Source organism: Mycobacterium sp., from assembly GCF_019243155.1.
Taxonomy (GTDB): domain Bacteria; phylum Actinomycetota; class Actinomycetes; order Mycobacteriales; family Mycobacteriaceae; genus Mycobacterium.
In genome coordinates this window covers 1-7,022 of record NZ_JAFAUS010000137.1, presented here as the reverse complement: position 1 = coordinate 7,022, position 7,022 = coordinate 1, and the positions used below count along the sequence as shown (strand labels likewise).

Here is a 7,022-nt window from a genome sequence, read left to right as displayed (position 1 = left end):
CCCGGAGAAGCACCTTCCACTAGTCATGCCGCTGAAATACGTTGGGGTCCAGGAAGACACGTTGAACAAGCTCGACGCCATCCTGATCCCCCGAGTTGATGCCGGTTATTCGCGGAACGACGACCGGTCGACCGCTCCGGTACAGGTTGACCCGGTGCACGGCTTCGACCCCGCGGAAGTCACTGCGCCGGCCAACCAGGCGACATTCGGCGGCGGCGCCGACCCCCTCTCGCAGATCGTCAGTGGTGCGATGTCCGTGTTGTCGCACGGTGCAAGCCAGACTGACCACTGACTACGATCTACGGATTCGACTAACAAGTACGGACGAAGTGTGACGCTTATGCCGGGATCATCGATCATCTCCATGCTCCACGGGCGAGCCGCCCTGCGGCCCGACGATGTGGCGTTCACTTTCACCGATTACGAGAACGACTGGGCGGGGGTTGCCGAGAGCCTCACGTGGTCGCAGCTGTCCCGTCGAACAACGAATGTGGCACGCGAACTCAGCCTTCGCGGGTCGATCGGAGACCGAGCGGTGATCCTGGCCCCGCAGGGCCTCGATTACGTGCTGGCGTTCCTGGGAGCCCTGCAGGCCGGCCTCATCGCCGTTCCGCTCCCGCTGCCGCATCGCGGCTCGAGTTATGAGCGGGTCGGTGGGGTCTTCGCCGATACGTCGCCCTCGGTCGTTCTCACGACGTCGGGCGCCGCGCAGGATGTCGGCGATTACATCGACCAGTCACGGATGGACACTGCTCCGAAGATCGTCGAGATCGATTCGTTGAAGTTCGATGCCGGCGACGGGCCGAGCCTGGAAACCGCCGATTTACCTGACATCGCGTATTTGCAGTACAGCTCGGGTTCGACGCGAAGCGCGACCGGCGTCATGATGTCGCACCGCAACCTCACGGTGAATTTCCAGCAGCTGATGCAGAGCTTCTTTGCGAACTCCAAAGTCCCATCGGACGCCACGATCGTGTCGTGGCTGCCCTTCTATCACGACATGGGGTTGGTGCTGGGAGTCTGCGCACCGATCCTGGGTGGCTACCGCGCGCAGCTGACAAGCCCGGTTGGCTTCCTGGCACGGCCGGCCCGCTGGGTCAAAGCTCTTGCCGACAATCCCAACGCGTGGTCATCGGCGCCCAACTTCGCTTTCGACTTGGCCGCCCGCAAAACGACCGACGACGATCTGGCGGGGCTCGACCTCGGCGGAGTGCTCGGCATCATCAGCGGCGCCGAACGTGTCGAGCCGGCCACGCTGCGACGCTTCGTCGATCGTTTCGCGCACTTCAATTTTCGGGATCACATGATGCGTCCGTCTTACGGCCTGGCGGAGGCAACCGTCTTCGTGACGAGCGGCACCTGGAATGAATCATCGCCGGCGGTGCACTTCGATATCGACGAGCTCGGCGCCGGCCGCGTCCGGCGGAGCGGGGCGGGAAGCGGCGCCGCCCTGGTCAAATATCAAGTACCGCAATCACCCAAGCTGCGCATCGTCGATAGCGAGACACACCGCGAGTGTCCGTCCGACGTGGTGGGCGAGATCTGGGTGCACGGCGAGAACGTCGCCGAAGGCTATTGGCGCAAGCCGCCGGAGGAGCAGCTCTGCTTCGGCGCCACGCTCGCCGACCCTTCGCCCGGCACGCCTGAGAGCCCCTGGCTGCGAACCGGCGACCTGGGTTTCATCCACTCCGGTGAGTTGTTCATCGTGGGCCGCATCAAGGATCTGTTGATCATCCGCGGGCGTAACCACTATCCCGAGGACATCGAGGCGACGGTCCAGGAGATCACCCACGGTCGGGTCGCGGCGATATCGGTCCCGTTCGACAGCACCGAACAGCTGGTCACCGTGATCGAAATGAAGAAGAAGCGCGACGAGCCCGGCGAGGACGCGTTGCACCGGCTCAACGGGGTCAAAAGCGACGTCACCTCCGCGGTCTCGAATGCGCACGGCCTGAATGTCTCCGACGTCGTTCTGGTGCCGGCCGGCTCGATTCCCACCACGACGAGCGGCAAGATCCGGCGTGCCGCCTGCATTGAGCAGTACCGGCAGGACCAGTTCGTCCGGTTGGACGCCTGACCCAACAATTCGACGTTCGTACGCGGCGGGGAAACGGGCTTCGCATAATTGACTGCATTCGCAGCGGCAAAGGAGCCACGATGAGCACAGTCAGCCCAGACCGTCCGTTACGCGTCATCCAATGGACGACCGGGAACATCGGTCGGCGCTCGCTGCACGCCATCATCGGCAGACCCGACATGGAATTGGTCGGGGTGTATGCGCACGGCGCGGACAAGGTCGGTGTCGACGCCGCCGACCTGTCCGGCTGGCCCGAGCCGACGGGGGTGACGGCCACCAATGACATCGACGCGCTCCTCTCGCTGCGCCCCGATGCGTGCTGCTACAACCCGTTGTGGCCCAACGTCGATGAGCTGGTGCGGCTGCTTTCGGCGGGAGTCAACGTGTGCACCAGCGCGGCCTGGATCACCGGCGGCAAGCAGACACCGCAGGACCGCGACCGCATTCTCGCGGCGTGCGAGAAGGGCAACTCGACGATCTTCGGCAGCGGCGCGCACCCGGGTATGACGAACATGGTCGGGATGGTGCTCACCGCCTCCTGCGAGCGCGTCGACGAGATTCGCATCACCGAGTCGGTCGACTGCTCGACCTACGAGTCGGCGGAGACCCAGACCGCCATGGGGTTCTCGCAAGATCCCGATACCCCAGGGCTGGCGGAGAACGTGCGGCGAGAGAGCGAGGTTTTCGCGGAGTCGGCCGCGATGATGGCCGACGCGATCGGGGCCAGGCTGGACAAGATGACTTTCGACGTCACGTTCACCGCGGCTACCGACGACTCCGATCTGGGCTTCATGAAGATTCCCGCGGGAACGGTCGGCAGCGTCTACGGCTACCACCGCGGCTGGGTGGGTGACCGCAATGTCGTCAGCGTCGGGTTCAACTGGACAATGGGCGACCATGTGGTGCCACCCAAACCGCTCGAGCACGGCCACGTCATTCAGGTGTTCGGCTCGCCCAACATGCGCACCGTGTTGCACTGCCTGCCGCCCAAGGATTGGACGGAGCCCGGCTTCATGGGACTGGGGATGATCTACACCGCTATGCCGGTCACCAACGCCGTCCCCGCGGTGGTAGCCGCGCCGCCCGGCATCGTCACCCTGGCCGATCTGCCACCGGTCACCGGACGCTTCGCGAACTGAGCCCGGCGGCGCTACTTGCCGTTCGTCCATACGGACGCCCCCCGGAGGAACGGTTGCGTGCCTTATGGTTAGGATGCTTAGCTGAGCAAATGTTCCGTTGACAGTGACGTTGTCGAGTTTTGCTTCAGGGTGGTTGGAGCCGGCGGGCAATGCTGAGCGGAAGGGTGGTCAGCTGATGGCGAATCGCGTTTCGACATCCATAGCCCATTTGGCCAAGCGAGCGTGGATACCGCTGGTGTTGGTGGTCGTTCTGGCTGTCTCGGTCTTGGTGGTGTCGCGGCTGCACAAGCTGTTCGGCTCTGAGGATCTCAACGCGAACGCGGGCAAGGGGATCGAGATCGTTCAGTTCAACCCGAAGGTGGTCGTCTACGACATCACCGGCCCGCCGGGGGCTACCGCAAACATCAACTACTGGGACGCGGACGCCAACACCCACCAAGTGAACAACGCCCCGCTGCCGTGGTCGGCCACGATCTCGACGACCCTGCCCGCGGTCAGCGCCAACATCATGGCGCAAAGCGACGGCAGCACGATCAACTGCAAGATCACCGTGGACGGTGTGATTCGCGACCAACACGACTCCGACGGCCATAACGCCCAGACCTTCTGCCTGGTGAAATCCGCATGAGCGAGCTGAACCACATGAACCGCGTCGGCACTGACGACAGTGCAGACACCGGTCCGATCACCACCCGGGGCGGCAAGCCCGAGCGGGGCCACCGGCCCTATCTTCCACACGCGATTCGCATCTTCGCGATACCGATCATCATCGGCTGGGTGGTCATCACCGTTCTGGTGAACGTCCTGGTCCCAACGCTCGAAGTCGTCGGCGAGGCGCACTCGGCGCCGATGACTCCGCTGGACGCGCCGTCGATGAAGGCGATGATGCGCCTGGGCAGTAACTTCCACGAATTCAACTCCAACAGCACCGTGATGATCGTGCTCGAAGGCCAGCAGCCCCTGGGCCCCGATGCACACAAGTACTACGACAAGCTGATCCAAGACCTGCGCAGGGATCCCGCGCACATCCAGCACATCCAGGACTTCTGGGGAGACCGGCTGACCGCCGCGGGCGCGCAGAGCGCCGACGCTAAGGGCGCTTATGTACAGGTGAACCTCGCTGGTAATCAGGGCACCACGCTCGCCAACAACTCCGTGGACGCCGTCCGCAAGGTGATCGACGAGAACCCGCCGCCGCCCGGCGTGAAGGCCTATGTCACCGGGCCCGCGGCGCTCTCCGACGACATGCACATCATCGGCAACGCGAGCCTCGCCACGATCACGCTGTTCACGTTGGGCGCGATCGCCATCATGTTGCTGCTCGTCTACCGGTCCATCGCCACCACGCTGATTCAGCTCTTCATGACCTTTGTGGCGCTGGCGTGCGCGCGAGGCGTCGTCGCAGTTCTGGCGTATAACAACGCATTTGGGCTCACCACCTTCGCCGCCAACATCCTCACCATGCTGGCGATCGCCGCGGGAACCGACTACGGCATCTTCCTCGTCGGGCGATATCAAGAAGCGTTGGCCGCCGGTGAAGACCGAGAAACGGCTTACTACACCACATTCAAGGGAGTCGCCCCGGTCGTGCTGGGCTCCGGCCTGACGATTGCGGGAGCCACCTACTGCCTGAGTTTTGCCCGGCTGCCCTGGTTCAACACGATGGGCGCCCCGGTGGCGATCGGCATGCTGGTCGTGGTGCTCGCCGGGCTTTCCCTTGGCCCTGCGGTGGTTTTCGTCGGCAGCCGCTTCCATCTCTTCGAAAGGCAGGCGAAGCGAGGGCGGCTGTGGCGCCGGGTGGGCACGGCGGTCGTGCGTTGGCCCGCACCGATTTTGGCCGTCAGTGCCGCGGTCGTACTGGTCGGCATGGTCGCACTGCCGAGCTTCAAGCCGAGCTACAACGACCGCCATTACCTGCCGTTGTCAGCCCCGTCCAACCAAGGGCAAGAGGCTGCGAATCGGCACTTCTCCGAGGCACGGATGAATCCCGACCTGTTGATGGTCGAGTCCGACCATGACATGCGAAACCCGGCCGACATGCTGGTGTTGGACAGGGTGGCGAAAAACGAGATGCGCACGCTCGGCATCGCGATGGTTCAGGACATCACCAGGCCGCTGGGTATTCCGATCCAGCACAGCTCGATTCCGTTCCAGAACAGCATCCAGAGTCAGACGACGATGCAGAACATGGGCTTCCTCAAGGAGCGCATGAACGACATCCTCAGGATGGCCGACGACCTGCAGACCCAGATCAACACCACACAGCGCCAGTACGAGGTGTCACTGGACCTGGCCAATGCCGCCGACGACAGCGCGAAGACGACGGCGGTGACGTCGCAGATCACCGATACCCTGCGCGACCATATCGCGGACTTCGACGACACCTTCCGGCCGATGCGTAGCTACCTGTATTGGGAGAAGCACTGCTACGACATTCCCTTGTGCTACGGGCTGCGGTCCCTCTTCGACACGTTCGACGGGTTCGACCAGCTCGCCGAGCAGTTCCACTACCTCACTACCGACATCCAGCACACCGCCAAGGCCACACACGACCTCAATGCGCTGTTTCCCACGCTGATCACGACGCTGAAGACCACCAGGGGCATCACGCTGACGCTCTACCAGACGTTCAAGGCGATGATCGACCAGATGGAAGCGATGAGCAACACCGCGATCGTCATGGGGCAGAGCTTCGATCAGTCGAAGAACGACGACTTCTTCTACCTGCCGCCGGAGGCCTTCCAGAACCCCGATTTCCAGACGGGCCTGCGGATGTTCTTGTCGCCGGACGGTAAGTCGGCGCGGTTCTTCATCACCCACCAGGACGATCCGATGACGCCGGAGGGAATTGAACGGGTGGGTGCCGAACGCACAGCGGCGCAGGAAGCACTCAAGCAGTCCTCGCTGTCCGACGCCAGGGTGTACCTCGGCGGAACCGCCGCGACCTTCAAGGACATGGCCGACGGCGAGAAATACGACCTGATGATCGCCGTGATCGCGTCGCTGACGCTGATCTTCATGATCATGCTGCTGCTGACCCGAAGCGTGGTGGCCGCGCTGGTGATCGTCGGCACCGCGGCCAGTTCGATCGCCGCGTCGTTCGGGCTATCGGTGCTGATTTGGCAGGACCTGTTCGGCATCAATATCCACTGGATCGTCATGGCCCTGTCGGTCATCATCCTGCTGGCCGTCGGATCCGACTACAACCTGCTGCTGGTGTCCCGATTCAGGGAAGAGATCCATCACGGCCTCAAGACCGGGATCATCCGGTCGATGGCCGGAACCGGTGGGGTGGTGACGGCCGCGGGACTAGTGTTCGCCTTCACCATGGCGTCCATGCTCGGCAGCGACCTGCGCGTGCTCGGTCAGTTCGGCTCGACCGTCTGCATCGGTCTGCTGCTCGACACGCTGATCGTGCGCACGCTGCTGATGCCGTCGATCGCCACGCTGCTGGGCCGCTGGTTCTGGTGGCCGCAGGTCGTGCATCCGCGCGGTGACCACGCCCGCAGGCCGGTGCCGGCTCGCGCTTAAGTCGCCGGTGGCGACCCGCCGCGCCCGGCTACGCCGCGCTTGCGATCGCCACTAATCCGATGGTGGCGACCCGCCGCGCCCGGCTACGCCGCGCTTGCGATCGCCACTAAGTCGACGGTGGCGGCAGCTGCAGGCAGACCGCCACCGCCCCGGCACCGACGTGCAACGCCAGCACCGGGCCCAACCCGGTGACGATCGCGGGTTCGCACGCCGGTAACCGTCGCGCCAGCGTCGCGGCCACCTCGTCGGCGCCGTCCGGGTTGGCGACGTGGTGC

The 7,022-nt window shown here is 64.1% G+C and carries 5 protein-coding genes and 1 pseudogene; 5 read left to right on the top strand and 1 reads right to left on the bottom strand.

The genetic code is table 11. The features are described from left to right. From JOZ00_RS06815 to JOZ00_RS06795, 5 genes are all read left to right on the top strand, one after another. A partial coding sequence (locus tag JOZ00_RS06815) for a PE-PPE domain-containing protein (RefSeq protein WP_293341542.1) occupies positions 1–292 on the top strand: 292 nt, incomplete at its 5' end. Positions 293–340: 48 nt separating this feature from the next. Beyond that, complete coding sequence (locus tag JOZ00_RS06810) at positions 341–2,077, top strand: AMP-binding protein (protein WP_293341539.1); 1,737 nt, start codon at positions 341–343, stop codon at positions 2,075–2,077. An 80-nt stretch (positions 2,078–2,157) separates the two neighbouring features. Beyond that, positions 2,158–3,216 carry a dihydrodipicolinate reductase gene (locus JOZ00_RS06805; protein WP_293341536.1) on the top strand — a complete coding sequence of 353 codons (1,059 nt, stop codon included), beginning with the start codon at positions 2,158–2,160 and terminating at the stop codon, positions 3,214–3,216. 175 nt (positions 3,217–3,391) lie between these two features. Beyond that, positions 3,392–3,844 (top strand): MmpS family transport accessory protein, encoded by a 453-nt coding sequence (locus tag JOZ00_RS06800; protein ID WP_293341533.1) that lies wholly within the window; start codon positions 3,392–3,394, stop codon positions 3,842–3,844. After that, on the top strand, positions 3,841–6,747 hold the full coding sequence (locus tag JOZ00_RS06795; RefSeq protein WP_293341530.1) for an MMPL family transporter: 2,907 nt from the start codon (positions 3,841–3,843) through the stop codon (positions 6,745–6,747). Before JOZ00_RS06800 ends, JOZ00_RS06795 begins: the two co-directional genes overlap by 4 nt. 106 nt (positions 6,748–6,853) lie before the next feature. On the opposite strand, the pseudogene JOZ00_RS06790 reads toward JOZ00_RS06795, so the two are convergent. Beyond that, positions 6,854–7,022 (bottom strand): annotated as a pseudogene (locus JOZ00_RS06790) (DegV family protein); the annotation flags it as partial.